The sequence below is a fragment of the Neochlamydia sp. TUME1 genome (assembly GCF_000813645.1).
In the GTDB taxonomy this organism is placed as follows: Bacteria; Chlamydiota; Chlamydiia; order Chlamydiales; family Parachlamydiaceae; genus Neochlamydia.
Window position 1 is genome coordinate 1 of record NZ_JRXI01000069.1, and the last position, 26,559, is coordinate 26,559.

Annotated in this window: 16 protein-coding genes and 2 pseudogenes; 12 read left to right on the forward strand and 6 right to left on the reverse strand. The window is 37.7% G+C overall.

The window, feature by feature from the left end; all coding sequences use genetic code 11:
- Both DB41_RS02960 and DB41_RS02965 read right to left on the reverse strand, forming a co-directional pair.
- A partial coding sequence (locus DB41_RS02960; protein WP_039384109.1) for a tetratricopeptide repeat protein occupies window positions 1-3,266 on the reverse strand: 3,266 nt, incomplete at its 3' end.
- A gap of 286 nt (window positions 3,267-3,552) precedes the next feature.
- The gene (locus DB41_RS02965; RefSeq protein WP_039384112.1) at window positions 3,553-7,710 is read right to left on the reverse strand and encodes a tetratricopeptide repeat protein; all 4,158 of its coding nucleotides are present in this window, start codon (window positions 7,708-7,710) and stop codon (window positions 3,553-3,555) included.
- 476 nt (window positions 7,711-8,186) lie between these two features.
- Here DB41_RS02965 and murG point away from each other — a divergent pair, with 476 nt between their 5' ends.
- From murG to DB41_RS02980, 3 genes are all read left to right on the forward strand, one after another.
- On the forward strand, window positions 8,187-9,290 hold the full coding sequence (gene murG, locus DB41_RS02970; RefSeq protein ID WP_039384114.1) for an undecaprenyldiphospho-muramoylpentapeptide beta-N-acetylglucosaminyltransferase: 1,104 nt from the start codon (window positions 8,187-8,189) through the stop codon (window positions 9,288-9,290).
- Window positions 9,287-11,713 carry a UDP-N-acetylmuramate--L-alanine ligase gene (gene murC / locus DB41_RS02975; protein WP_039384117.1) on the forward strand — a complete coding sequence of 809 codons (2,427 nt, stop codon included), beginning with the start codon at window positions 9,287-9,289 and terminating at the stop codon, window positions 11,711-11,713. Before murG ends, murC begins: the two co-directional genes overlap by 4 nt.
- Window positions 11,714-11,916: 203 nt before the next feature.
- On the forward strand, window positions 11,917-12,819 hold the full coding sequence (locus tag DB41_RS02980; protein WP_039384118.1) for a cell division protein FtsQ/DivIB: 903 nt from the start codon (window positions 11,917-11,919) through the stop codon (window positions 12,817-12,819).
- Between the two features lie 370 nt (window positions 12,820-13,189).
- Here the strand turns inward: DB41_RS02980 and DB41_RS02985 are convergent, their stop codons facing one another.
- From DB41_RS02985 to DB41_RS12200, 3 genes and pseudogenes are all read right to left on the reverse strand, one after another.
- Window positions 13,190-13,534, reverse strand: coding sequence for a tetratricopeptide repeat protein (locus DB41_RS02985; RefSeq protein ID WP_039384120.1), 345 nt, complete (start codon window positions 13,532-13,534; stop codon window positions 13,190-13,192).
- A gap of 12 nt (window positions 13,535-13,546) precedes the next feature.
- The gene (locus DB41_RS02990; protein WP_238578408.1) at window positions 13,547-16,813 is read right to left on the reverse strand and encodes a tetratricopeptide repeat protein; all 3,267 of its coding nucleotides are present in this window, start codon (window positions 16,811-16,813) and stop codon (window positions 13,547-13,549) included.
- 561 nt (window positions 16,814-17,374) lie between these two features.
- A pseudogene (locus DB41_RS12200) lies at window positions 17,375-17,704 on the reverse strand (integrase core domain-containing protein); the annotation flags it as partial.
- 610 nt (window positions 17,705-18,314) lie between these two features.
- Between DB41_RS12200 and DB41_RS03005 the strand changes: the two are divergent.
- The 9 genes from DB41_RS03005 (at window position 18,315) to DB41_RS03040 (ending at window position 26,414) form a co-directional block, all read left to right on the forward strand.
- Window positions 18,315-18,545, forward strand: coding sequence for a KH domain-containing protein (locus DB41_RS03005; RefSeq protein WP_039384138.1), 231 nt, complete (start codon window positions 18,315-18,317; stop codon window positions 18,543-18,545).
- Between the two features lie 1,031 nt (window positions 18,546-19,576).
- Window positions 19,577-20,632: a tRNA (adenosine(37)-N6)-dimethylallyltransferase MiaA gene (miaA, locus tag DB41_RS03010; RefSeq protein ID WP_238578409.1), complete on the forward strand. Its 1,056-nt coding sequence runs from the start codon at window positions 19,577-19,579 to the stop codon at window positions 20,630-20,632.
- A gap of 94 nt (window positions 20,633-20,726) precedes the next feature.
- Window positions 20,727-20,900, forward strand: a complete 174-nt coding sequence (locus DB41_RS11580; protein ID WP_155117555.1) for a hypothetical protein — start codon at window positions 20,727-20,729, stop codon at window positions 20,898-20,900.
- A gap of 28 nt (window positions 20,901-20,928) precedes the next feature.
- A complete protein-coding gene (locus DB41_RS03015) occupies window positions 20,929-22,449 on the forward strand; it encodes a hypothetical protein (protein ID WP_155117556.1) in 1,521 nt (506 codons plus the stop codon).
- A 180-nt stretch (window positions 22,450-22,629) separates the two neighbouring features.
- The gene (locus tag DB41_RS03020) at window positions 22,630-23,085 is read left to right on the forward strand and encodes an HAD family phosphatase (RefSeq protein WP_052243836.1); all 456 of its coding nucleotides are present in this window, start codon (window positions 22,630-22,632) and stop codon (window positions 23,083-23,085) included.
- Window positions 23,086-23,712: 627 nt separating this feature from the next.
- On the forward strand, window positions 23,713-24,348 hold the full coding sequence (gene nadD, locus DB41_RS03025) for a nicotinate-nucleotide adenylyltransferase (protein WP_052243837.1): 636 nt from the start codon (window positions 23,713-23,715) through the stop codon (window positions 24,346-24,348).
- A 13-nt stretch (window positions 24,349-24,361) separates the two neighbouring features.
- The gene (gene rsfS / locus DB41_RS03030) at window positions 24,362-24,727 is read left to right on the forward strand and encodes a ribosome silencing factor (RefSeq protein ID WP_039384129.1); all 366 of its coding nucleotides are present in this window, start codon (window positions 24,362-24,364) and stop codon (window positions 24,725-24,727) included.
- 17 nt (window positions 24,728-24,744) lie between these two features.
- Complete coding sequence (fabF, locus tag DB41_RS03035; RefSeq protein WP_039384131.1) at window positions 24,745-25,992, forward strand: beta-ketoacyl-ACP synthase II; 1,248 nt, start codon at window positions 24,745-24,747, stop codon at window positions 25,990-25,992.
- Complete coding sequence (locus DB41_RS03040; RefSeq protein WP_039384134.1) at window positions 25,992-26,414, forward strand: bis(5'-nucleosyl)-tetraphosphatase; 423 nt, start codon at window positions 25,992-25,994, stop codon at window positions 26,412-26,414. Before fabF ends, DB41_RS03040 begins: the two co-directional genes overlap by 1 nt.
- Before the next feature lie 29 nt (window positions 26,415-26,443).
- Here the strand turns inward: DB41_RS03040 and DB41_RS11585 are convergent.
- Window positions 26,444-26,559, reverse strand: a pseudogene (locus DB41_RS11585) (IS5/IS1182 family transposase); the annotation flags it as partial.

Consider the following 26,559-nt stretch of genomic DNA (forward strand, 5'->3'; position numbering starts at 1 on the left):
TGATAAATTTGTCCCAGATTGTTATAATTTGTTGCTACGGCAGGATGATTTTCTCCGTAATTTTTAACGTTAACAGCAAGCGCTTTGTTGCTATGCTCCGCTGCTTTGTCCAAATTGCCTTGGGCACGATAGAGGGTTCCTAGGTTATTGTAACAAATTGCTACGGTAGGATGATTTTCACCAAAAACCTTAAGTTTAATTGTAAGCGCTTTAATATTGTACTCTGTTGCTTTATCTAAATTGCCTTGCGCTTTGTATATTAATCCTAAGTTGCTGTAGTCTCTTGCCACCGTAGGGTAAGTTTCTCCATATAGGTCAAGGTTAATGGCAAGAGCTTTAATGCTATATTCGGCTGCTTTATCTAAATTGCCTTGATCAAGGTAAATGATTCCCAGGGCATTTAAAACCTCAGCATTATTTGGGTTATCGTTTTCTGCTAGAAGATACCATTCTTCTGCTTTTTTATGCTGAAAAAGTCTGCGGGCTATATTACCTTGCGTCTCAGGTGAGTTATCTTCTAAATTAGAAGACTTAAGTCTGTCTTCATGACCGGCTAAGAATTCTTGAATAGCTTGATGGAAAGGAATGAAGATACAATAAATCTTTTTTATTTTTTTTAGGGCTTCCTGCTCTAAAGCAAACTGTTTTTTAATAAGGTCTGGATCATCAAATCCAAAAGGCTTGATCAAAGGATTCATCATATGCTGTTGCGCTTGATAATGAGAGTAGGTTTTAAGGCGCATAAATAGCGCTATACTCATCCAATCTTTTAACTTATCAGCTGCACTATCTGCTACTACTCCTAGCATGTTTAGTTTATCAATTCTAGTAAAAGTGTCCGAGGCCTCTACATTTTTAAGAAGCGCTAATCTATCTAATGCCAGGTGAGGAAAACGATAAAAATCATTTTTAACTTGGAAAAGCATACCCTCCTTTTGTAAATCAGCCATTCCTGGGTTAAAGGCTATCATATCATCTAGCACAAGGTGTTGCTTGGATAAGTGCTGTCGAAGGGAGAATCCTTCTTGGTAAGAAATATCAAGTTTTTTTTTGAGGACTTCGCTATATTCCTTAGTTAATACAAGATTGCCTAGCAGATGAGTAAAAGTTAGCAATTCCATGGGAAGATGAGGCTCTTTCTCATGCCACCATTTCCCTTTTTCGTCCTGTGCAATATATTCCGCCATCTTGTTAGGGGGTTGGATGAGCTCAAATGTCTGGCGATTTCCAAAAGGCGTTTTACAGCCTTTACCTTGTACTCCTTCCCCATCGAAGGCAAAGCCTCTGGGTGTAACGCTATCGAAGAAATTAGCCTTTCTTATGCAAGGAATATCCAAAGCAGGCAGGATGGTTTCCCCTAAATTGATTACTTTTAAATGAAGAAGGGTTGTAAAATACTTAAAATATTCTCTATTTTTTCCAGTGTCTTCTTGCATAAGAATACCAAACTCTAAATCGGAGTAGGGGGTCATCTCTTCTCTAGCTAGAGAGCCAAACCCTATCATGGCATATTCGCAGGGTTGGGGCCCTAAAATGTCAAAAACTTGTATTGCAAGGCGTCTAAAAAAGAATTTTATCTGTTGAGTAATCTCACCATACAGTTCTCGGACTTCCTCAGATGAAGGATCTGAGCCGAGAGCTTGGATTTTCTCTTCTATTTCATTCCTAAATTTTTTTAATCCTTTGCGATTATTTTCAAATTGCTTTTTGGTTGTAGGAATATCTACAGGTTTTCCTTTGCAAGCCTTACTAAGCAAAATTTCGGCTTTTGATAGCTTTTCTTTAATAATTGCTTGCTCGTCTAAAGAAGCATTATGTAGAGCGTAATTATAAAGTCCTGCAGCTTGAAGGAGCGTTTGCGTCGTTCCTTTGATTAAATGGATATCACCTAATTTTTCAATGCAGAATCTTGCCTGGACAGAATCTTCTTTTTGGACAGCAACTTTTAAGACTTGTGTGTAATCTTCTTCTAGCCTATCTATTAATAAAAATGTATTGTCCTCGCCGATAGAAAAGAGTTTTTTATCTAAATATTTTGCAAGCTTATCAAGATAGGATTGTAGCTTCTTAGGTTGATAGAGTTGCAACAATTTAATATTACCAGGTATGAGTTGTTTAAACACTTGAGCACAGCTTCTTGCATCAAGGACTTTTCTTAATTCGTCTTCAGTTAATTTGCTAAAAGAATGAAAAATTTGTTGGAAAATTTCTAAAGGTAGGGTAGTTAGAGGACTAGATGGGTCGAATGTATCATTTTTATCCCTCTTATTAAAATTTTGCCTGGTTGTTAAAAATTTTTTATTTTCACCTGTTTTAGCTACCCTGCTAGCTTTATCATGAGGATAAAGATAACGGCTCTTGCTAAAACGGTCAGTAGGGGAAGCTGTTTGATTTAAAAAGAGAGGGTTATCTTGTCCTAAAAACTTTTGTGCATAGACAAAATGGCCACCTAGATCAACAATAAGGATATATTCTTCAGGTCTTTCTCCCGGAGAAATAGTTTTCCATTCTTGGGAATTATCTTCCGTAGATGAGCTTGCTTTAGGAAAAATTAGTCTATCATGAATACCGCAAGCCAGCTGTTCTTCGTTAAGTGTCACCAATCTAATAGGGATTGATAAGGCTGTGGCTAATAGGTCTCCTTCGCCCAATCCACTTATCCAAGTTCTTTTTCCTTTTATTTTTTCAGCTCTTTCATTGTTCGTGTATTTAACAACGTCTGAGAGTACTTGCCTTAAATAAAAAACTTTATCAGGGCTTCCATCTAGCAAAGGTATTTCCCTAGAAAGACAGTTATAGCTTCCTAAAAAAGCACTAAAAAAGCAATCACCGTCACTTGGCACACCTTTTAATTTAAAGCCTTCTCTGCTTAGATAATTGGCAGCAGTATTTACTTTGGCTACGATTGAGTCATCAATGATAGCGGTAGGGTTATGCCACAAGGATTTGGCTATTTGATGGTGATCCCATTGATTAGAAGAAAGACTTAACAGAGATGATATATCTCCTGTATTTTGATTTTCTTCAAGTTTTTTACGCTCAAATATTCTTGAATAGATTTTTTTCCATTCCTCAGTTTCTTCAATTAGTTGCTTCCATTCTTTACAAACACTTCTTGCATTAGATAAATCTTGCTGGCCTAGTTCCTTGAAAATCTTTAAGCTAATTTCTTCATACGGGCCTAGCTCCCGATAAGGCTTTTCTTTTGCTAGTTTCTTAAACGCAGTAAATATGAAAGGGGTGATCGAGGAGCTTCCAAAGTTCATGAGTTTAGCCTTTTTTTAAGGTTACATGCATCGCTGCAGGTGATTAGCATTTCTTATAGCTTTCCTATCCATTTGAATAATACTTTTCAAGAAAAATTAAAAATACTACGAGTTGAAAAAACTATGTTTATAATCTCAAAGCGGGATTTATCTCTCTACACGGTCTCTTTTCGCTTAATAATGTAATCTTATTGAGCATATGATTGCATAAAGTGCTGTCTAAAAATGTATTAGAGGTTAACTTAAATATCTTAAAAGATCTGAAGACCCTGGGTATGATTTTTCCTTACGGCTTAAGCTTAATGCTCTGCGCTTTTTTTGTATATTCAGCTGCCTTTTTTGAATTTCCTTGTGCTTTGTATATTTGTGCCAGCTTGCTGTAAAGACGCCTTACTTTGATATTATTTTCACCTAATAGCTTAGTATTCATATTGAGCGCTTGATTGATGCACTTAGCGGCTTTCTCTAAATTTCCTTGTTTCTGATAGATTGACCCTAGAGCATTATAACCTAATGCCACTGTAGGATGTTTTATGCCGCAACGTCTAATATTAATTTCGAGTGCTTTCTTGGTATGCTCAGCCGCCTTGTCAAAATTGCCTTGCTTTTGATAGATTTGGCCTAAATTGTTGTAAGAGTTTGCTACATTAGGATGATTTTCGCCAAAAAGCTTAAGGCGAATGGCAAGGGCCTTTTCAGTATATTTTAAAGCCTGTCTTAGATTGCCCTGACCGTGGCAAATTTGGCCTAAATTATTGTAAGAAGTTGCCACACCAGGATGATTTTCACCAAAAAGCTTAAGGTTAATAACAAGCGCTTTGTTGGTATACTCTTTCGCCTTATCTAAATTGCCTTGGTCTTGGTATATTGTTCCTAGGTTATAGTAATCGGTTGCCACATGGGGATGATTATCACCATAAAATTTAAAGTTAATGGCAAAGGCTTTGTTGGCATACTCAGCCGCTTTGTCTAATTTGCCTTGGCTTTGGTATATCGTTCCTAGGCTATTGTAATCGGTTGCCACATGGGGATGATTATCACCATAAAATTTAAAGTTAATGGCAAAGGCTTTGTTGGCATACTCAGCCGCTTTGTCTAATTTGCCTTGGCCTTTGTAGATTTGTCCCAGATTGCTATAATTTGTTGCCACGGTGGAATGATTTTCACCAAAAAGCTCAAGATTAATGGCGAGCGCTTTGCTAATATACTCTGCTGCTTTGTCTAAATTACCTAGCTCTTGGTAAATTATTCCCAGATAGTTGTAATCTCTTGCCACTTTAGGATTATTTTCACCAAACAGCTTAAGGTCAACAACAAGCGCATTGTGGCTATATTTTACCGCTTGCCCTAAATTGCCTTGCTCTCGGTAGATTGCTCCTAGGTTGCCGTAATTTGTTGCCACGTTGGAATGGTTTTCACCAAACAGCCTAAGATTAATAGCAAGTGCTTTCTTAGCATACTCAGCCGCTTTGTCTAATTTGCCTTGTTCTTTGTAGATTTGTCCTAGGTTATTGCAATAACTTGCTACGGTAGGATGATTTTCACCAAACAGCTTAAGGTCAATAGCAAGAGCTTTCTCAACGTGCTCAGCCGCTTTGTCTAAGTTGCCATGTTCTTGGTAGATTGCTGCCAGATTGTTGTAGCTAATTGCCAAGGTGGAATGATTTTCATCAAAAAGCTTAAGGTTAATAGCAAAAGCTTTGTGGCTATATTCTATCCCTTTGTTTAAGTTGCCTTGCTCTTGGTAGGTTATTCCTAAGTTGTTGTAACTAATAGCCGTGGTGGGATGATTCTCACCAAACAACTTAAGATTAATAGCAAGTGCTTTCTTAGCATACCCAGCCGCTTTGTCTAAGTTGCCTTGTTCTTTGTAGATTTGTCCCAGATTGTTATAATGCGTTGCCACGGTAGGATGATTTTCATCATAAAGATTAAGGTTAATAGCAAGCGCTTTGTGGCTATATTCTATTGCTTTATCTAAGTTGCCTTGTTTTTGAAAGATTCTCCCTAGATTGTTGTAATTACTTGCCACGGTAGAATGATTTTCGCCAAACAGCTTAAGGTCAATAGCAAGAGCTTTCTCAGCGTGCTCAGCCGCTTTGTCTAAGTTGCCTTGTTCTTGGCAGATTGCTGCCAGATTGTTGTAGCTAATTGCCACGGTACGATAATTTTCATCAAAAAGCTCAAGTTTAATAGCAAGCGCTTTGTGGCTATATCTTAACGCTTTATCGAAGTTGTCTTGTCTTTGGTAGATTTGTGCTAGGTTGTTGTAACAACTTGCTACAGTAGAATGATTTTTACCAAAAAGCTTAAGATCAATAGCAAGAGCTCTCTCAGCATGCTTAGCCGCTTTATCTAAATTGCCTTGTTCTAGGTAGATTGCTCCTAAATTGTTATAACAAATTGCCACTGCGGCATGATTTTCACCAAACAGCTCAAGGTCAATAGCAAGTGCTTTAGCGCTATATTCTAATGCCCTATTTAAATCGCCTTGCTGACGGTAAATGTCTCCGAGGGCACCTAACACTTTTGAGTTGTGTGGATTTGCTTTTGTTGCTAGAAGATACCTCTTCTCCGCTTTTTTATGTTGAGAAAGTCTACGGTGTATATCCCCTTGCGTCTCTGGTGAGTTATCCTCCAAATCAGACGATTTAAGTTCGTCTTCATTGCCTGCTAAAAATTCTTCAATGGCTTGGTAAAAAGGAATAAAGATCCGGTAGATCTTTTTTATCCATTTTAAACTTTTATGATCTAAAGCAAACTGCTGTTTAATAAGATTTGGATCCTCAAATCCAAAGGGCTTGAGGAGAGGATTCATCATTTCTTTTTGCGCTCGATAATGAGAATAAGTTTTAAGACGCATAAATAATGCTAGGCTCATCCAATCCTTTAACTTTTCAGTAGCTCCTTGTGTTATAATCCCTAGCTCACCTAGCTTGTCAATCCTAGTAAAAGTGTTGGGAACTGTTACTTTTTTAAGAAGAGCTAGCCGGTCAATAGCTAAATGAGGAAACCGATAAAAATCATTTTTAACTCGAAAAAGCATCCCATGCTTGCCAAAATCACCCATTCCCGGATTAAAAGTTTCCATATCAGCTAGCGCAAGGTGCTCTTTAGCTAAATACTGGCGCAGATCCAGGCTTCCTTGATAGGTCATATCAAGCACCTCTCGAATTTTCTCATCATAAGCTTTAGTTAACTCCCCATTGCCTAGTAAATGAGTATGGTTTAGTAATTCCATAGGAAGATGGGGCTCTTTTTCATGCCACCACTGGCCTTTTTCATCCTTACCAACATATTGAGCCATTTTTTCAGGAGTTTGGATAAGCTCAAATGTCTGGCGATTTCCAAAAGGAGTTTTACAACCTTTACCTTTCGCTCCTTCACCATCAAAGGCAAGGCCTCTAGGCGTAAGGCTATCGAAAAAATTAGCCTCTTTTATGCAGGGAATATTTAAAGCAGGTAGAATCGTTTCGCCTAAGTTAATCACTTTTAAGTGAAGAAGATTTGTTAGGCGCTTGAAATAATCTCTATTTGCAAAAGTATCTTCTTGTATAAGAATGCCAAACTCTAAATCGGAGTAAGGGGTTAACTCTTCTCTAGCTAAAGAACCAAAGCCTATCATTGCATATTCGCAGGGTGGAGTTCCTAAAGTATCAAAAACTTGTATTGCAAGGTTTCTAAAAAGAATTTTTATCTGTTGAGTAATCTTACCAAATAGGTCTCGAACTTCTTCAGGAGAAGGATCTGAGCCGAGAATTTGGATTTTCTCTTCTATTTCATCCCTAAATTTTTTTAATCCTTCGCGATTATTTTCAAATTGCTTTTTGGTTTTAGGAACATTTACATCTTCTCCTTTGCAAGCCTTACTAAGCAAAATTTCGACTTTTGATAGCTTTTCTTTAATAATTGCTTGCTCGTCTAAAGAGGCATTATGTAGAGCATAATTATAAAGCCCTGCAGCTTGAAGAAGGGCTTGCATTTTTCCTTTGATTAAATGGATATCACCTAATTTTTCAATGCAAAATCTTGTCTGGGTAGAATCTTCTTTTTGGACAGCAACTTTTAAGACTTGGGTGTAATCCTCTTCTAGCCTATCTATTGATAAAGATGTATTGTCTTCGCCAATAGAAAAGAGGTTTTTATCTAAATAATTAGAAAGCTTGTCAAGATAGGATTGTAGTTTCTTAGGCTGATAAAGCTGCAAAAAATTGACATTATTAGGCATGTGTTGTTTAAACACACGGGCACAGCTTCTTGCATCAAGGATTTTTCTTAATTCGTCTTCAGTTAAACTGCTAAAAGAATGAAAAATCTGTCTGAAAATTTTTAAAGGTAGAGTAGCCAAGGGACTAGAAGGGTCAAAAGTATTATCTTTTGCTATAGGAATGGGGGTGTTTTCAATGGATAAGAGGGTAGACTTGTGTACGTTCTCTACATTCATTTGTTTATCCTTCTTTTAAGTTGGCTTGTATTTCAATGCGTAGGAAGAGCTAGTTATGACCTTTTACATCCATTCCATATATTTTCAAGAGGGTTGTAAAAAATAATTTTACCTTTCATATAAAAATAAACTTAAAAAAGCAACTATTATAATTTTTTTGCATAATTTTTAAGCAGATGCTATTTAGTATAAATGATTTATTTCTTGGCATAAATCTTTTGCAATCTTGCTTTTCATTGAATTTTTTTAATTTAAGGGAAGTAAGAGAATGTTTAGTCATTCTTTGCCTACAAAAAAAATATGTTTATTGCTTTAAAATATAGTTTATTACTGAGCGGTTAACATACAGATGAAAACGCCTCTATTTTTGTCTATTTAAAGTCATTCTTCTTCCTTGGAACAGATTTCTTATCATTCGCTGGAATTAGAAATCCCAGTTTTGTAATAGTAGACACCTTTAATGGCAGGAGCGGAAGATGGGTAAAAGAATTATTATTACTGCAGGGGGTACGGGAGGCCATATTTATCCTGCTATTGCTTTAGGCAAGCAGCTTATGGTAGCAGATGGCTCTCTTGAACTTTTGTATGTAGGCGGAAATCTTGATATTAACCCCTATTTTGATAAAGATCTCTTCCGCTACCAGGCGATCTCGTGTGCTACTTTTATAAATAAATCTCCTTGGGAAACTTTAAAAGCTTCTTACAAGATTTTAAAGGGTATAAAGCAAAGCTGCAAAATCATTAATGAATACCGTCCTGATATGGTAGCAGGATTTGGAAGCTATTATACCTTGCCTATGCTTCTAGCTGCCAAAGCTAAAGAAATCCCTTTCATCCTTCATGAAGCTAATAGTGTTCCCGGAAAAGTTAATCGTTGTTTGGCAAAGTATGCTTCCTTTGTAGGCATCCATTTTCCTGATACGGCAGGTTTTTTAGGAGGAAAAACTTATGAAGTGGGTATGCCATTGCGTCCAGAATATTATAAGGGAGGTAGCTCTTCCTCTAAAGCACGTGAATTCTTTGGGCTAGAGAAAGAGCGAGATACTATTTTAGCTTTTGGAGGCTCACAAGGAGCTTTAAATCTGAATAATTTGGTTAGCGAAGCTTTGGTTCAGCACTTAAAGCATGCTAAAGAGCAATGGCAGATTATTCATTTAACAGGCGATGCTTCTACTTCTCAATTTTTAAGAGAAGAATATCAAAAAGCAGGCATTAAGGCTTGCGTCAAACCTTTTGAGAACCATATGGAGTTAGCATGGCAGGCGGCAGATATCTCCATTACCCGTGCAGGGGCAGGTAGCATTGCTGAGCAGATGGAGTTTGAGGTACCTGGGATATTAATTCCTTATCCTTATGCTACCGATAACCATCAGGAAAAAAATGCGGCTTTTCTAGTAGAAAAAGTAGGGGGAGCTTTAAGGTGCCAAGAAAAGGAATTAAATGCTTTTGATTTAGCGGGTGAAATAGAATCTCTTACCCTAGAAAAAAGGAAAAAGATGAGCCAAGCGATGCAAAATTACAAGATCAACCACCGGCCTAAAGAGTTTTATACGCTTATTTTGGAGGCGCTCCACCTATGATTTCAGAGGTAAAGCACTTTCATTTTATTGGCATCGGTGGCATCGGCATGAGCGGTTTAGCACGTATTCTTTTAAAAAAGAAGATGGTTGTAACTGGCAGCGACATGCAAGCCAACTATGTAACGGAAGAATTGTCCAAAAATGGAGCTAAAATATTTATCGGCCATGCGGCTCATCAAGTTCCTGCTCATGCCGCTGTCATCTACAGCTCAGATATTAAGGCTGATAATCCAGAATATTATGCTGCTTTACAGCAGGGGTGCTTAATGCTTCATCGTTCTGACCTGCTCTTGTACTTAATGCGGGAGCAGAAAACTTTAACGGTGGCAGGAACGCATGGTAAAACTACTACCTCGGCTCTTTTAGCCTGGGTAATCATGCAGGCAGGCTTGGATCCTTCCTATGCGGTGGGAGGAATGCTTTCTCCTTCTAATTCAAATGCTGGACATGGGGAAGGGAAATATTTTATAGCCGAAGCTGATGAAAGTGATGGCACCTTTCTTAAGTATCATTCTTATGGAGGCATTATCACTAATATTGATGCCGATCATCTTAATTACTTTGGCAATATGGAGAGCTTAATTAAGGCTTTTAGCCAATTTTTAAGCAAAGTGGAAACATCGGAGCATCTTTTTTGGTGTGGGGACGATAAGCATCTTCTTACTTTAAAGCCTCAGGGTGTTTGCTATGGATTTGGCAGCCATTGTGAGCTACAAGTTAGTAACTTTTCTCAAAAAGGATGGGAAATCTCTTTTGACGTAGATTTTAAAAATTGTCATTATTCTTCTATTCAGTTGCCAATGGTAGGACGTCATAATGCTCTTAATGCTGCGGCAGTGCTAGGCCTAGCTTTAAGCTTAGGGATTCCAGAAAATAGAATCCGTGCAGCTTTTCTTTCGTTCGGTGGTATTAAGCGTCGCTGCGAAAAAAAGGGCGAGAAGCATCATATTTTAATGCTTGACGATTATGCTCACCATCCAACAGAGATAAAAGCCACCCTAGAAGGTATACATCAAGCTGCAGGAGGACGGCGCCTGATTGCTGTTTTCCAACCGCATCGTTACTCCCGTACTCAAGATTGCTTGGGATTATACAAAGATGTTTTCGATGAAGCTGATGAGGTATTTATCACGGAGATATATGCTGCCGGCGAAGCACCTATAGAGGGGGTTTCTTCAATAGAAATTATCAAGGAAATAGAGGCTAAAGGAATAAAAAAAATTCATGCGGTGCAGCGGTACGATCTAGCCTCTCTACTTTTTGATTTTGTTCATCCACATGATATTGTTGTTTCTATGGGAGCCGGCGATATTACTAAGCTTTCTCACGAGCTGCTCGAATTATTCGGGCAACGAGCGCCACGTAAGCTTAAAGTGGGGCTGGTCTTTGGAGGGCGCTCAGTAGAGCATGAGGTCTCATTTTTATCGGCTAGCCATATTTGTAAATATGTATCACTAGAGCTTTATGAGATTAAGTATTTTGGTATAACAAAGCAGGGACAGTGGCTTGCAGAAGATAATAATATGCAGGCGCTTAAAAAGCGCATGCAGGAGCTAGCAGCTGCAAAAACTATTCCCTGTATAGAGGCAAGTGTCTTTGGTCAATTAATGGAGTGCGATCTGTTTGTGCCTATTTTGCACGGTCCTTATGGCGAAGATGGAACCATTCAAGGTTTTTTTGAAATTCTCGACAAAGCTTATATAGGCCCTGATCATGTCTATGCGGCTATCGCTATGGACAAAGCTCATACCAAACATCTTATGCAAGCTCATCAGATAACTACCTTGCCTTTTGTAGAACTCACCTATAAAAAGTGGAAAACAGATAGTACCTCAATTATTCAGTCGATTCAAAATAAATTAAATTTTCCGCTTTTTATAAAGCCTGTGCATTTAGGATCAACGATCGGCGTACAAAAAGTCACGCATGCTGATAGCTTATATTCTGCTATCCAGGAAGCTTTTCAATATGACTTTAAATTAATAGTAGAGGAAGGGCTTACAGATTTTAGGGAAATAGAATTTGCAGTTTTAGGTAACGAAAATGCAGAAGTGTTCCCTCCTGGTGAAGTGTTTTCTCAAGGCCATGTTTACGATTTTCAATCTAAATATGGGGCAAACAGTATGAAAACCATTCCTCAAGCTTCTTTATCACCCGAAAAAAATAGGGAGGGGATAGAGCTAGCTTCAGCTGCCTATCAAGCAATTGGAGGGACAGGAATGGCACGCGTAGATTTTTTTCTTGATGCTAATGAAAAATTTTGGCTAAACGAAATTAACCCTATCCCAGGATTTACTTCTCTTAGCCTTTATCCTATGATATGCCAGCTAAATGGAATGGGGGGAGAGGAGCTATTCAATCGCTTAATTATACTCGCGCTTGAAAGAAAACGAAGAGATGCTATTTTATGTAGGCAGCGCTAAAGCTTTTAGGGATGCCTAACTACATCTTTTCATTTAATTACTTATGCGAGAGCATCTTTGCAGGAAGTGAGAAAAAATGATATGATCTGGCTGAGCGAGGAGCTAGCAAAAATAGTCCTGAATTTTATGTTTATCAAAAGAGGGGAGTGATCTTACCACCAGAGTGCTTCTACCATCTTCATTCCTTTAGGTTAAAAATTCTTATGAGAAAAAAACAAGAGAAGCTTTCCATACGTACAGCTTGTTTATGGATTATGCTTTTTACTCTAGCCATTTCCGGATCTGCTTTTGTAGGTTTGATTTATTATAAATATATAAAAAGACAGCGCTTATATAATTCGCAGTATAACATTGTAGCTATTGCGCAAACTACTCCTGATAAAGAACCTCTGAAAACAGCTTATCTTGCAGAGCTTCTTAACCTATCTATTGATCAGCCAACGAATATCTTTCGCTTTAATACCCAAGCAGCTCAGCAAAAACTTTTAAATTCTCCTTTGATTACCCATCCCTATGTAAAAAAAATTCTTCCAGGAACTATTTATGTTGATTACGAGTTAAGGAAGCCTTTTGCTTATCTGTTAGATTATCATAACACTGTGATTGATCGGGAAGGTGTGACTTTTCCCTTTAAGCCTTTTTTTACTCCTAAAAAGCTACCAGAAATATACTTAGGAATAACAGATGCTTCACCTTTGAGTTGGGGAAAACCTCTCCAAGAAATTAAATGCAAGCTTGCCCTTTATCTAATTGATCTGCTTTCAACCCATTGTTGCTCGGAATATTCTTACCTATCTCGTGTTGATGTCTCGCAGGCTTTTGCAGATAGCAAAGGTAAAAGGCAAATTGTGGCTATCCTTGATGAACAGGTGGAAAAAACAGATCAGGCAGGAAAGCTTGTCAAAGGGATAGCCTCGCATATATTGCGGTTGAGTGTAGACAATTATCGACAAGAATTAGCCAATTATCTGCAACTACGCCCTTTATTAAAATACCATATGGAAGATGCACAAGGAGGGGAGGCAGAAAAATTATTAAGGTTTAAACCCCTAGTTGTAGATTTACGTATCCCTGCGCTCGCCTACATAAAAAGCCCTGCTCTTTAATTGCTGCTGAAGAAGTAATTGAGAGCTCAAAAGGTAAATTGTTCTATCTTGCCGCCCTACAAAATTCTAAGAAAATGTAGTATAGCCCACATTTCGCCGGTTACAACATTGATTGTATACTTATCTTTTGCTAATTTTGAAAAATTACCTTAGGGTTTTTTTAAGAAAAAACTAATCCTGTTCCTCTCAAAGTAAAGAAAGATAGGATATAAACAATGGAAGAGCATAGCAGCAAAGACCTTGACCACCTTTTACCAATTTGAAAGAACGCCATAGAATTATCCTTAGATGCTTAGGGCCTCCTTACCAAAAATTCTATTATTCTGAAATGGGGTGAGAAATCACGGATATATATCGCAAAGCTATTTGCCTAGCTTTTTCGCGACTGGATAATTTTCCTGGAAATTAAAAAGCATTTAGTAGCCTGCTCTAATTTTCCTTGCCTTCGGTAAATTGTCATTAGAGTGCAATAACCTTTTAATACATATAGATCATCTGCACCATGATATCTAAGGCTTGTTGCGATGGATTTCTTAGTATATAGAATCGCTTTATTTAAAACTCCTTGATCATGGTAAATTTGTCCTAAGTTGTAGTAATTTTTAATAACTGAAGAATGATTTTCCCCAAAAAGCTTAAGGCCAATGTCGAGAGCTCGCTTTACGTGCTTAAGAGCTTGCTCTAAATTTCCTTGCTCTTTGTAGATTTGTCCCAAATTGTTATAGCTTTATGCCACATTGGGATGGTTTTCATCAAAAAGCTTAAGGCCAATAGCTAGCGATTTCTTGATATACTTAGCAGCCTGCCCTAATTTTCCTTGGTCTTTGTAAAGCATCCCCAGATTATGGTAAATTTTTGCCACAGTAGGATTATTTTCACCAAAAAGCTTAAGGCCAATGTCGAGAGCTCGCTTTGCATGCTTAAGAGCTTGATCCAAATTTTCTTGGTCTTTGTAAAGCATCCCTAGATTATGGTAATTTTTTACCACATCAAGATGATTTTCACCAAAAAGCTTAAGGTTAATGGCAAGCGCTTTGTTGCTATATTCTGCTGCTTTGCCTAAATTGCCTTGCTCGTGGTAGATTAGTCCTAGATTGTTGTAAATTTTTGCCACATCGGGATGATTTTCCCCGAAAAGCTTAAGGCAAACTGCTAGCGATTGCTGAATATATTTAGCAGCCTGCTCTAAATTTTTTTGGTCTTGGTAGATCATTCCCAGATTGTTGCAATCTCTTGCCACCGAGGGATTATTTTCCCCAAAAAGCTGAATGTCAATGGCGAGCGCTTGCTTGGTATACTTAACAGCATGCTCTAGATTCCCGCGTTCTTTGTAGATCATCCCCAAATTGTTGTAAGTCGCTCCCACAGCTGGGTTATTTTCACCGAAAAGCTTGATTTTAATAGCTAGGGCTTGCTTGGTATACTTAAAGGCTTGCTTTAAGTTCCCTTGCTCGTGGTAGATTTGCCCCAGCTCGTTGTAAATTTTTGCCATTACGGGAAGATTTTTCTCAAAAAGCCCAAGTTCAATGGCTAGCGCTTGCTTAATATAATTGGCGGCCCTTTCTAAATCCCCTTTTTTCTGATAGATTTGCCCCAAAAGAATATAAACCTCTACCACATTGTGATGATTTTCCCCAAAAAACTTAATGTTAATTACGAGCGCTTGCTTAATATAATTGGTGGCCCGTTCTAAATCCCCTTTTTTCTGATAGATTTGCCCCAGATTGTTATAATGAAGTGCCACTACGGGATGATTTTCCCCAAAAAGCTGAATGTCAATGGCGAAAGATTGCTTGGTATACTTAGCGGCCTGCTTTAAATTCCCTTTTGCATCATAAATTTGCCCTAGATTGTTATAACGAATTGCCACTTTAACGCTATTTTCTCCAAAATACTTAAGGTCAGTGGCTAGCGCTTGCTTGGCATGCTTTGCTGCCTGCTTTAAATTCCCTTGAGCTAGGTAGATTGATCCCAGCTGATCGTAGCAGGAGGCTACGTGGGAATCATCTTCCCCCCCCAACTTAATGTTAATGGCGAGCGCTTGCTTGGTATACTCCATAGCTTGTTCTAAATTCCCGTGTTCCTTGTAGATTCGCCCCAGATTGCTGTAAAGGCATGCCATATTCGGAAGTTTTTCCTCGGAAAGCTCAAGTTCAATGTCTAGAGCTTCCTTGAAATGCTCAGCAGCTTGCTCTAAATTTTTTTGTTTAAAATAGATTATTCCAAGTTTATTTAATATGCGAGTATTTTTAGGATTTTCATTTTTTGCTAATATAAAGCAACTTTTTGCCTGCTCTAGCTGAAAAAGCCTTAAGGCTATATTACCTTGAGTTTCTGCTGAGTCATCCCCTAAATCTGAAAGTTTAAAACTGTCTTCATCTTCAAACAAAAATTTTTGAAATATCTGATAGAAGGGGATAAAAATGCTGTAAATCTTTCTTATCTTCTCTAACAATTGCTGATCTAAAGCAAATTGTTTTTGAATAAGTGCAGGCTCGTCAAATTTGAATGGTTTGATAAGAGGATTCATTATCTCCTTTTGTGATTGATAATGAGAGTAAGTCTTAAGCCGCATAAATAACGCTATACTCATCCACTCTTTTAGCTTTGTAGCTGCGCTGTCCGTTATAAACTTTTGCTCATTTAACTGATCAATCCTGTTAAAAGTATCTGCTGCTTTTACTTCTTTGAGGAGGGCTAGCCTGTCCAAGGCTAGATGAGGAAAGCGATAAAAATCATTTTTTACTCTAAAAAGCATCCCTTCCCTTTCTGAGTCGTCTGTTGCCGGATCAAAATTCGCCATATCCTCTAGAATTAGGTGACATTTAGCTAGGTACTGACGAAGAGTAAAATTAAGGCCTTCTTGATAAGGAATATTAAGGTTTTCTTGGATTCTTTGCCGGTATTGTTCGGTTAGCTCAGTATTTCCTAGCAGATGTGTAAAAGTTAGAAGTTCTAGAGGAAGATGAGGCTCTTTCCGATGCCAACATTTTCCCTGCTCATCTTTAGCAAGATATTGAGCCATCTTTTCCGGTGTTTGAATAAGCTCGAATGTTTGGCGATTACCAAAAGGCGTTTTGCAGCCTTTTCCTTCCGCTCCTTCACCATCGAAGGCAAAGCCCCGTGGCGTAATGCCATCGAAAAAGCCTATTGCTTTTAAGCAAGGAATGTTCAAAGCAGGAAGAATTGTTTCTCCCAAATTAATAATTTTCAAGTGAATTAAAGTAGTAAGGTATTTAAAATATTTTCTATTGCCTATAGTATCATCTTGTATAAGAATGCCGAATTCTAAGTCAGAATAAGGAGTCATCTCTTCTCTAGCTAGGGAACCAAAGCCTATCATAGAGTATTTACAAGGGGCTGGCCCTAGGGTCTTGAATGCTTGCATCGCAAGATGCCTAAAGAAAGTTTTTATTCTTTTAGCAATCTCATAATAAAGCTCTTTTACTTCCTCGGGAGAAGGATTTTCTGGCAGCGTTTGTATCCTATAATCGATTTTGCTCCTAAAACTTTTTAAGGATTGGCGATTGTTCTCAAATTCACTTAGCATTGAGGTAAAATCTAAAGGTTTTCCCTCGCATAATTTACTGAGTGTGGCTTGGACTTTTGCAAGCTTTTTTTTAAGAACTTCCTGATGGCCCTCTACTGAGAGACGCAAAGCATAATTATAAAGCCCTACGGCTTGCAGAAGCGTTTCTGTTACGCCTTTCTTTAGATAAATATCTCCCAGTTTTTCTATGCAAAAGCTTTCTTGGATAGGGGCTTTCTTTTTAACAGCCATTTTTAGAGCTAGCTTGGCAGCTTCTTCTGGCAAGCTACTATTGTCAATAAGCTGCTTCCATTCTTTACATGTCATGCCTGCTCGGCATAAGTCTTGTAGTTTTAATTCTTTGAATATCTTTAAGGCTATTTCTGTGCATGCTGCCGTATCTAAGCTATAATACATAGGAGTTTCCTCAACCTTATCAAAGGCAGGAAAAATTAGGGAATGCATACGTTGGCTTTTCATAGTTATAAATTTACCCCCTCTTATTAGATTTTGGCTTTGCTTACACTTTAATAAGCCTGGCTCCTTGCTTGCGCATTTTTCTTGGAATTTTCATATTCTGTCAACGGATATTTAAAAATATCAGTAATTCCCTTAAATAAAAATTTTAATGTTGTTTGCTAGATAATCTTAAGATTTGCTTATGCTAGAAGCAAGGAAGCAAGAGGAAACTTTAAGTTTTCCTTGCCGAAATTAACACTTAGTTCAAAATTAAGGATTTCTATGCTCAAGGGTTCAAAGGGCGATTCCAAGCTTCTTTTTTAAGAAATCAACTTACGCATACATAGGATTCTTCTGCAAATTATGCAATTCTTGATAGGCCATCTGGTTGGCTTTAAGGATTAGCTTATATTTTTGATCAGAGTGATTTAACGAAGTTTTAATTTTAAGAAATGCAAGTTTGCAATAAACGATAAGAGATGCTAAAATATAATTTAGTTGAGAGCGAACGATTTTGGCGGGTGAGCTCACGAGACTAGCATTTTGCTTTATCGATTTATTGTAACCCTAGATAGTACTTGACATGACAAACATGAGTTTCCTGGCAGGTACTATTTCCGTCAGTTGTAACTTATCTAACATCTTTTCTTGCGCAAGATGCTTGGCATCTAACAATGTTTGTAAAGGCGTCTTGCCAAAACAATACTTTCCTGTATGTGTTCTCTCGTTATTATACTCATTCATCCATTTATCCACATCCCCTTGTAATTCTCCAACATTTTTAAACACTTTCTTCCTAAAAGCTAGGGCATAAAATTCGTTCTGGATTGCCTGATGAAACCTTTCGCAGATTTCATTGGTTTGATGGTGCCGGGCTTTTGTGCGAGAATGATCAATCCCGCATTCCGCAGGTTGTAGCGATTCCCGGATATTATTTTTATTGATACTGGAAATTGTTTTAAGTTTTTTTAGAAAAGGCTAATCTTGTTCTTTTCAAAGCAAAGAAAGTGAGAACATAAACGATGGAAAAGTATAGTAGCACGGGTCTTAGGTCACCTTAACATTGTTTTTGCAATGGGTAACAAAATTGCACAAGGGATTATGATAGTCCAGGTGGTTTCTTCAGATTTCAGAGCGATTAGGATCACAGGAGAAGCGTTAAGCTAATGATAATTAATGGATTAGGTTTTACTCTAGGCCTTATCCACGAAGGCATAAAAGAATTAATCCTTAATTTAAACCATAGCATGAGACATGTTTTACTGGTTTTAGTTCCTTTTGGCAGAAATTAGATGACAAGGGAAATTAACTTGCGGAATGTGGGGTACAGGATTAAAAAAATTACTTAGCTACTTTTTGATTAAGGGAAGAAACAACGTTTTAGATTTATTTTATCGCCAGGTTTTGATGAGTAGAATAAGCGCTTTAATTGGATACTTCTTGAGTTAAATTCTTTCTGATGCTAAAAATGCTAGCTTGTAAAACTATAAAAAACATTTGTAGAGCTATGAAAGAATTTGTTGAATATATTGTAAAAAATTTAGTAGACGCCCCTAATGATGTCAACGTTAATTGCTATGAAGGGGAACGAGGAATGATTGTGGAAGTGCGGGTTAATCCTCACGATATTGGTAAAGTTGTAGGAAGGAAAGGAAATACTATTAAAGCCTTACGTACTATATCCATGATGATTTGTGCTCGGCTTGGACGTCGCGTTAGGGTTGAAATTATTGAGTAATTTTTATTAAGGATGAAATATTTAGAAAATATTGCTTTTTCTCTTACTTAATCTTTTTCTTTTTAATCATACGCTTTCAAGCAGCTTTTTATGTAATCGTAACCTAATAAGAATCTCTTTTTAGTGGAAAAGAGCCCTCAGAAAGGTGTTTTCTTCTTTAGACTGTACAGACGTAGTTTCTTTGAACGGTATAAGGTCATTGCGATGAAGTGCATCTAAAAAAATGATCCAAACCTAGGCTTCTTATGCAAGCCTCAAACAAAGTGATTCCTTTTCGGTCTTTTGCCTTTAACCCTTAATTAAGTTTCATTGCACATGAGATAACAGGTTTTTAACAGATGTTCTTACGGCTTCAACGCTTGAATCTGCTATGCTAGCAAGGAAGTAAAGTGCCTGTGGTTGATGGTACCGCCCTAAAAGAAGCTAGAAGAAATTAGTATAGATCATTTAGACCATTCAGCCTTTGCTTTTATAAAAAACCATCTGCAATTGCAAAATGTATTGGCCTAAAGGAAAGAATAAAAAGTGCTAATTAAGCACCCTGTAGAAGTAAAAGCTCAGTTTTTGGAAAGAAGCCATAAATGAAAAAGTGTTTAAGAAAAACCAGCTCCTCCTAAAGGTCTTAAAAAATTACTTCATATAAAAAAGAAAGAAAGCATGATGATCTTAAAAGACTAGAAACTGTATTTTAGAAAGCCTTTGATGTTTTTCAAGATGGATAGATGATTGAATTTAAGCTGGAAAATAACTCAAATAGGTAGGTATAAAATTGAAGAGAGCCATAAATACTATTTGATTACTTCTTAGTGGAAGCGAGAAAATATTTTAATTAAATAACAAACAAGATGACGAGAGTTTGAAGCGGTCAGCTATCTTCTTCGAACACTATGAGAGCTTTTTAGCTTCTACTATCAGAGGAAGAAATTATTTAAAAGGTGTTTTATATGCTTAATTTCACCATTTAAAAGATAGGTTAAAAATTAACACTTTGAATAAAAGGGTTAAATCTAAATAACAATGAAAACAATGCTTTGACCAAGCTTAGGTATTTGATAGTGGCCTGTGGAACATTAGAAAAAGAAGAAATAGAACAGATTTTTATAAATTTCGCTATTGAAGCTCAGAAGCAGCTTCCTACTGCTCTTCCTCAAAATAAAAAGCGCGTAATCATCATTGCCGGTCCTACTGGCTGCGGCAAGTCTCATTTTGCTCTCCAGCTGGCAAGAAAGATCCAGGGAGAAATCGTTTCAGCTGACTCCATGCAAGTCTACAAAGGAATGGATATTGGCACAGCTAAGCCTACCATTGAAGAGCGGCAGCAGATTTCTCATCACCTTATTGATATTTGTCATTTGACAGACTCTTTCAATGTAGTAGATTTTTGCTATGAAGCACGTCAAGCTTTTCAGCGCATACACAATAGAGACAAAGTACCTATTGTAGTAGGCGGTGCGGGCTTTTATATTCATTCTTTGCTCTATGGTCCTCCACTGGGGCCTCCCTCTATTCCTGAAATTAGACAAGCTTTAGAAGAAGAATATGATAGGCTAGGTCCTGATGCCTTGTATGCTCGCCTTCAACAGCTAGACCTACATTACGCCAGTGGGATTACAAAAAATGATAAGCAAAAGATTGTGCGTGCTTTGGAAATCATTACTTTAACTGGAGAAAAAGTTAGCAAATTATCGTGGAAGGGGCGTCATAAACTTCAAAATTATGACTTTCGTTGCTGGTTTTTATTTCGGCCTAGGCCTCATTTATATCATCGTATTGAAAACCGTTGCGATCAAATGATTGAAGGTGGCTTGCTGGAAGAAGTGCAAGGTTTGTTAAAAAAAGGTCTTTTAGCTAACTCCTCTGCAGCCCAAGCGATAGGCTATAAGCAAGCGATTGCTTATTTAGCAAGCGCTAAAAGGCCCGATGATTATCTTCAGTTTGTCGAGACCTTTAAACGAGCTTCTAGAAACTATGCCAAACGTCAGCATACCTGGTTTGGCAAAGAACCTTTGTTTAACTGGATTGATATGGATCTTTATGATACGAAAATGATTGCCGACCTTATTTCTAAAGATTTCGAAAGCTGCTAATTATTATTGTTTTTTAAAGAGCTTTACCGAAAAGGGTAAATCAGCTATGATTTTGCTCTAAAATTCCATTAAACATATATCTTTAAGAATTTCCATGAGCGACTTAGAAAGTAAAAATCAAAATATACAAGAAACGACACCTCATCAAGATGAGAAATTCCTATCCTCGGTTAATCCAGAAGGCGAAGAACTATGCCTACCAATCCCTTCTTTAGAAGAGGCAGAGCAAGAAATTAGCGAAGAGCCTGTGGTAGAAAAAAAAACATAATCCCCATCTCGATGAGTTTATGCAAGAGATGGAAAATTTACTTCAAGTAGACGCTAAGGTTAAATATGCTTTAGATTTTATGGAAAGTTCTTTAGCCCAAAGCGGGGCCCCACATTTTAAAGCTTTTTGGGAAGTGCGCAATATTTGCTTGCAACTCTTTAAAGAAAACCTCTCTCCCCTTGTACGTACCCAGTTGTGGACAAAATATAGCGAGCTTTCCAAAGAAGCCCGCCGTCTAAAAGAGATGTTGGATGAACAAAGCTCTTTTGCAGCCGAACAAATTGAAATAGCAATCGTAGCTTTAGAAAACGATATAAAGCTGTTTGAAGAGCAAGTCACTAAAATTGCCAATCCTGACTTAGGTCCTATCCCCACAAGGCTTTCTGTAAAAGCGCTATTTTATCAAGACACTCAAAAAAGACTTAATTTGCTTAATGTTCAAGCTTCCCGAGTGAATGCTTTACGCAAAGAACTTATTAAAACGGACATGCGTGTAAGACAAAAAAATAAGTTTTTCCAAAGACTTTCTGAAATAGGCGATCAAGTTTTTCCTTTAAGGAAAGAGCTTATCAAAGAGGTGAGTCAAACTTTTAGCGATGATGTGGAAGCATTTATTGAAGATAGCTTTAAAGGTAACTTTGATGATTCTTTGTTTGCATTAAGAGAAGAAATTAAAGACCTGCAAGGAATTGCTAAGGTTTTAACCCTTAACACACATGCCTTTACCCACACGAGAATGCGTCTTAGCGAATGTTGGGATAAAATCAAATTAGCCGAAAAAGAACGCAAAAAAGAACGCGCCCAGCTAAAAGCTACTTTTAAGCAAAATTTTTATCTGGTTCAAGCCAAAATACATGAGCTTAAAAAGCAATATGAGTCTTCAGAATTATCGGATGATCAAGCTTATAAGCATTTAGATGAGATTTCTAAGTTTATGAGAAATGTTGAACTGGGAAGAGATGAAATCAAAGCTCTAAGAAGCGAAATGTTTGCCGTAAAAGATCAAATTTTAGAAAAACAGAAAGCACAAGAGCAAGTACGCCTTCAACATGAGCAAGAAAAAGAAAAGCAACGCAAAGCTAAAATAGAAGAAGTAAAAAATGAAATTGAACAGCTTGGCAATAATGCTCGCTCTTTAGAAGCTCAAGAGCTAGCAACAGCTAGAGATGAGCTTGCTCAGAAAATACAAAATTCTTCTTTTAATAAATTTGAAAAGCAAGAGGTCGAGCGTCTTTATAAATCCTTACGTAGCTTAATCACCGATGTTCTTTCAGATAAAGAGGAACAAGCTTTACTTTCATTGTCCGAGGATGATCGTCAATCTATTGAGCAACTGCGCGAGGTTTTAAAACAAAGAAAAGAACGTAGACAAGCGATAAAAGCACAGCTAGAGTCTCTGCGCAAAGCTGGAGGAGTTTCAGGTTTAGATTTTGAGAAAGCCATGAATAATAATGAGTTGATAAAGTCTGAAAAAGAGCGCTTAGAAAAAATCAACCAAGGCATTCAAGAAATTGAAAACAAAATTGTACAGTTCCAAAAGAAAAAATAGCTTAGTTGTTTTTGATCTCGACCATACACTTCTTCGCAAAAATTGCAGTCTCTCTTTTGGCATCTATCTTTTTCGGAAAAAGATCCTTCCTTTTTACCGAATGATGCGCCTATCTTCCCTATATTTAAGGTTCAAGCTTGGACTCATTAGCCTAAAAAACTTGCATGAATCTACTTTTCAATGCTTTTTTATGGCCTTTCCGTATCTCTTGTTAATGAGCATGCCACCAAATTTTTATCACAGCAACTGGAGAAGCTTATCTATCATCCCGTCTTTTCAAAACTATTAGAAGCTAAAAATGAAGGATCATATACTGCCATATTTTCTAGTTCACCAAATTTTTTAGTGGAAAAAGTGGCGTTGAGGCTAGGCGTTGATAGATGGGGTTCTACGATTTATCAAAAAAATGAAGAGGGTGATTTTACTCATATTACCCAGGTAATGGAAGGCCCTCAAAAAGCTCAAGCTCTCGAGCTACTTTTAAAAGAATTGCAAATCGTTAAAGCTAATGTGACTGCTTACACAGATAGCTATTTAGATTTACCCCTTCTTTACGCAGTTGGAAATCCCGTGGGCGTCAACCCAGATCGACGCTTAAAGGCCATGTGTCGTCAAAATCAATGGCCAATTATTTAAATTAACGTTTGTTCATTTTATCATACGCTTTAAAAAACTAAGCCTCCATACCCAACCCTCTAAAAGCTATCTCACTACTTAAGAAGGGGCTTTTATATAGCAGGCGATTGCATAAAGAGCAGCTCAAAAGTGTATCATTATCTTTTTAATGTAAGAATACAGCGATTGGCCTGATAAGAGTAAGGAAAAAGAGTAAAAAGCCTACAGCGAATTGCCTTATACAAGTATGTAAATTTTTTAATAGCGATAAGAGATCTTAACAGTTACGCCGATATGTTTCCGTCAATAGCCAACAGGCTTTGGTGACTTTTAGCAACATCAAAATGATTTAGCACTTTAATACCCAGGCAAGAGGGTAAAATAAAACGTTTTTTGCTATGAAAAATAAAATAATTTTAAAATTTGAAGTCGTATGTTAATAGTTATATTAAAAAAGCTTGATGGGAAAAGGCATACTTTTATACTTTTTTAGAGCGTGTGGGCGTTTGGCCAGATAAAACTAGAAGGAGAAATTAAATTTATTTCTCTACCAAGCTCATAAACATACTTTAGGAATAAAAACGCTAATATAAGGGAAACCCTTAACTCTTTCAATATTACAAGATTAACCTTGGGATGTAAGCTTTAATGCGTATTCATAAGCATGTAGGAATATATGGTGGTACTTTTGATCCTATTCATTTTGGACATTTAAATACTGCTATAGAAATCATGGAAGCTCATCAACTCGATGAAATATGGTTTTGCCCAGCGTTAGTCAATCCTGACAAGTTAGGCGCAGAACCTACTTTGGCTTATCACCGTCTTAAAATGCTAGAAATTGCTCTGCAGGAACTTCCCTATTTTGGCATCATTCCTTATGAATTGGAGCGTCCCGGACCCTCTTATACTATTGATACTTTACGTGAAATTATTAAGGAGGAAAAAAAAGAAGCATATCCAAGTAAATTTTACTTAATTATGGGTGAAGATACTGCCTTCAGCTTTGTTCATTGGAAGGAGGCTAAAGAGATCCTTACGTTAGCTACACCTCTTATCTGCCGACGGTATGCTTCAGAACAACCTATTATTTGGGAAGGAGATCCAGAGATTTGTGCAGCGCTCCAAACGGGAATGACTTCTACTTACGTGATGGAAATCAGCGCGAGCCGCATACGTGAAAGAGTTTCACAAGGATTGTATATTGGCCATTTGGTCCCTGCGAAAGTGATAGACTACATATACCAAAATCATTTATATTCGTCTAGGCCAGGGCAAAAATAAAATTTAAAAGAATATGTCAAAAACTGTTTTAAAAAATTTAGATTTAATCGCTCAAACTATTTATGATAAAAAGGGTTTTAACATACTCGCTTTAGATGTTCGCGATCTTTCTACGATGACCGATTTCTATGTGATCGCTGAAGGGAATATTGATCGTCATGTTAGATCCATAGCGAAAACAATCGAAGAGGTGATGATCCAAGAAGGAGATGAACTTCTCCATATTGAGGGGATTAAAGCTCCTGATTGGTTAGTGATGGATTATGGGGAAATCATCATTCATCTTTTTATTCCAGAATTACGAGAAAAATATGCGCTGGAGCAGCTATGGCAACAAGCAAAAATTGTGGATCTTCACATTGACGTGAAGGAAAATTAGAAGGTTTAAGTCATTTCATGAAGAAAAAACGTATTGTTATTACTGGTATGGGTATCGTCTCTTGTTTTGGTAACGAGGTAAATGATTATTACCAATCTTTATTGGACGGCAAAAGTGGAGCTTCCTTGATTACAAGTTTTCCTTGTGAAGACTATCCTACTCGCATAGCTGCCTCAATTAAGAATTTTGAATCTGGTGACTATATTGATAAAAAACAAGCACGTCGCATTGATAAAAATATTGCTTATGCGATGGTGGCAGGAAAAAAAGCTTTGGAAGCAAGTCAGCTTAGTCCTGAGATTATAGCAAAGCTTAATAAAGAGCGTTGTGGTGTAGTTATTGGCTCTGGTATGGGGGGAATGGATGTCTACTGTCAAGGCGTTCAGACGCTCATACAAAAAGGCCAGCGATGGGTCAGTCCTTTCTTTGTGCCTTATATTCTTACCAACATGGGTGGAGCAATGCTTGCCATGGATATAGGCTTTATGGGACCTAATTATTCTGTTTCAACAGCCTGTGCTACGGGAAACAATGCGATCATTGCTGCAGCTAACCATATTCGCAAAGGTGAGGCAGATTTAATGATCTGTGGCGGTTCTGAAGCTCCTATTATCCCGATGGGCTTATCAGGTTTTTGCTCATGCAAAGCCTTGTCCCAGCGTAATGATGAACCAGAAAAAGCCTCTCGTCCCTGGGACCGAGGCCGTGATGGTTTCTTAATGGGAGAGGGCGCAGGAACTTTTATTATTGAAAGTTTGGAGCATGCTTTAGCTCGAGGAGCTCCAATCATAGCGGAGTATTTAGGAGGGGGTATGTCATGTGATGCCTATCACATTACCGAGCCTCGCGCTGATAGTGAAGGCGTAGCTTTATGTGTACGTAATGCTTTAGCTGATGCAGGCATAAAAGCTGAGGAAGTGGATTATATTAATGCTCATGGTACTTCGACTCCTGCAGGCGATATGGCGGAAGTGCGTGCTTTAAAAAAAGTTTTCAAAGAACCTAGCTCAATCATCATGAATTCGACTAAATCGATGATTGGACATTGCTTAGGTGCTGCAGGAGCGATGGAAGCTGTCGTTACAGCCAAAGCGATTGAATCAGGATGGGTTCATCCGAGTATAAACTTGGAAGATCCTGAACCTGATCTAGAATTCCATATACCGACAGTAGCGGAAAAAAAAGATATTAACATTGCTATCTCCAATACATTTGGCTTTGGCGGTCATAACGCCACTATCGTTCTAGGAGCTTACCATCCCTGATGGCTACGAAAAAAGAATATTCCTACGGCATTGTTCCCCTAGCTCAGCTTGAAGATGGCTGGCATGTCCTGCTTGTCCAAGCGCATGCGGGACATTGGGGTTTTCCTAAAGGTCATCCTGATTCCCAAGAAAGTGCTTGGGAAGCAGCTCAAAGAGAGTTGTTTGAAGAAACCGGTTTAAAGGTTTGCAAGCTTCTATCTGATCAAACTTTTGAAGAAAGCTTTTACTTCAAATTTGAAGGTGTACTCATTCATAAGACTGTTATTTACTATATTGCTCAGGTAGAAGGGGAAGTGAAGAGAATGGAAGAAGAGATTAAAGCTGTACAATGGGTGCCGTTAAGCCAAGCTGCTGATTGTATTACCTTTGATCAAGGAAAAAATATTTGCCGCCAAGTTGTGCAAGTTGTATCAGAAATTTAGCTAGATTAAGAGACATTCTCTGAATTAATTTATTGCGCTATTCTTCTTACCATCAGACGTATCATAGCTAAGTAGAGGAACGCTTGGCTGGTGTTTGGCAAGGCCTCATAATCCTTACTTAATCTGCGGCATTTGCCAAACCAAG

What these genes read in the sequence shown, in the direction of transcription:
- DB41_RS02990 (WP_238578408.1), bottom strand. Translation starts at nt 16,813, where the DNA reads ATGCATTCCCTAATTTTTCCTGCCTTTGATAAGGTTGAGGAAACTCCT.
- DB41_RS11580 (WP_155117555.1), top strand. Translation starts at nt 20,727, where the DNA reads ATGAGCGACTTAGAAAGTAAAAATCAAAATATACAAGAAACGACACCT.
- DB41_RS03020 (WP_052243836.1), top strand. Translation starts at nt 22,630, where the DNA reads ATGCTTTTTTATGGCCTTTCCGTATCTCTTGTTAATGAGCATGCCACC.
- DB41_RS02980 (WP_039384118.1), top strand. Translation starts at nt 11,917, where the DNA reads ATGAGAAAAAAACAAGAGAAGCTTTCCATACGTACAGCTTGTTTATGG.
- DB41_RS02965 (WP_039384112.1), bottom strand. Translation starts at nt 7,710, where the DNA reads ATGAATGTAGAGAACGTACACAAGTCTACCCTCTTATCCATTGAAAAC.
- DB41_RS03040 (WP_039384134.1), top strand. Translation starts at nt 25,992, where the DNA reads ATGGCTACGAAAAAAGAATATTCCTACGGCATTGTTCCCCTAGCTCAG.
- rsfS (WP_039384129.1), top strand. Translation starts at nt 24,362, where the DNA reads ATGTCAAAAACTGTTTTAAAAAATTTAGATTTAATCGCTCAAACTATT.
- fabF (WP_039384131.1), top strand. Translation starts at nt 24,745, where the DNA reads ATGAAGAAAAAACGTATTGTTATTACTGGTATGGGTATCGTCTCTTGT.
- murC (WP_039384117.1), top strand. Translation starts at nt 9,287, where the DNA reads ATGATTTCAGAGGTAAAGCACTTTCATTTTATTGGCATCGGTGGCATC.
- DB41_RS03005 (WP_039384138.1), top strand. Translation starts at nt 18,315, where the DNA reads ATGAAAGAATTTGTTGAATATATTGTAAAAAATTTAGTAGACGCCCCT.
- murG (WP_039384114.1), top strand. Translation starts at nt 8,187, where the DNA reads ATGGGTAAAAGAATTATTATTACTGCAGGGGGTACGGGAGGCCATATT.
- nadD (WP_052243837.1), top strand. Translation starts at nt 23,713, where the DNA reads ATGCGTATTCATAAGCATGTAGGAATATATGGTGGTACTTTTGATCCT.
- DB41_RS03015 (WP_155117556.1), top strand. Translation starts at nt 20,929, where the DNA reads ATGGAAAATTTACTTCAAGTAGACGCTAAGGTTAAATATGCTTTAGAT.